Annotated in this window: 1 pseudogene; it reads right to left on the reverse strand. The window is 40.2% G+C overall.

Features of this window, described 5'->3' with window-relative positions:
* A pseudogene (locus FLB_RS08950) lies at window positions 1-1,217 on the reverse strand (PD40 domain-containing protein); the annotation flags it as partial.

The raw sequence follows: 1,217 nt of genomic DNA on the forward strand, positions 1-1,217 counted from the left end.
TCTTTACTGATAAATCTATAAATATCATCCGAGCCTAATCCGCCATCGCGATTCGAGGAGAAAAAACCTTTGTTGGTTTCGCTATCTCGGTAATATCCAAAATCATCTTTGGGAGAATTCACTTCGGCTCCTTCATTTTCAACTTCATCAAAAGTACCGTCGCTGTTGATTTTGGTAGTAAAAACATCCAAACCTCCTAATCCAGGATGTCCGTCTGAGGCAAAATACAATTGATTGTCTTTGGTTACAAATGGAAAGGTTTCTCTTCCTTCGGTGTTGATTTCTGCACCTAAATTAATCGGTTTTCCGTAAGTTCCGTTGCTGTTGATCGCCACTTTATACAAATCCGATTGACCGATTGTTCCTGGTCTATCCGAAGCAAAATATAGCGTTTGCTCATCGGGACTCAAGGCTGGGTGAGCTGAACTGAAATTATCGCTATTGAACGGCAATTCGGTTACATTGGTCCATCTTTTGTTGACCAAAGTAGCTTTGTAGATTTTGAGTAACGTAACTTTGTTGACATCTTTTCCTTTTTTGCCATCCAAATAGTTATTTCTGGTGAAATACATGGTGTTGCCATCTTTGGTAAACACTGGAGTGGCTTCATGAAATTTAGAATTGATGTTGGCGTCGTAGCGTTTGGGATGGCTTGGAATAAGCTCTCCGTTGACTGTTGCGGCATATAAATTGGTAAAATGTTCGCCTGTCCAAGCGTGTTTGCGTTGGCCAATGCCACCGGTATCTCTTGCGGAGGTAAAAATTAATTTATCGTCTACAATGGCACTACCATAGTCAGAATATTTGGAGTTGATGCCTGCATTTTCAATGGTGTAGCTACCAATATTGGCTCGGATCTCTTCTAAATATTCGCTATTTTTTTTCAAGCGTTTGCTACGGCTGTCGCCTCCTGATTTGTTTTCAAATTGAGTCAGTACGGTTGTTGCTTCTTTCTCTTTTCCGATGGATTTTAGCGATTGGGCGTAACGGTAATAATATTCAGGGGTTAGTTCTGGTTGTAATTGATAGAGCTTTTCATAAGACTGGGCTGCCTTTTCAAAATCAGAATTAAAATAATACGCATTGCCTAATTTCATGAACATATCTGCCGATTGGTAGCCTTTGGCAGCCAGGCGTTCATAGGTTTTTATCGCATCAACATAGGCATAACTATCGTATTTTTTATCCGCGGATGCTAATTTGGCTTTTTGAGCAAA

Origin of the sequence: Flavobacterium succinicans (assembly GCF_001662485.1) — a bacterium.
Lineage (GTDB): Bacteria > Bacteroidota > Bacteroidia > Flavobacteriales > Flavobacteriaceae > Flavobacterium > Flavobacterium succinicans_A.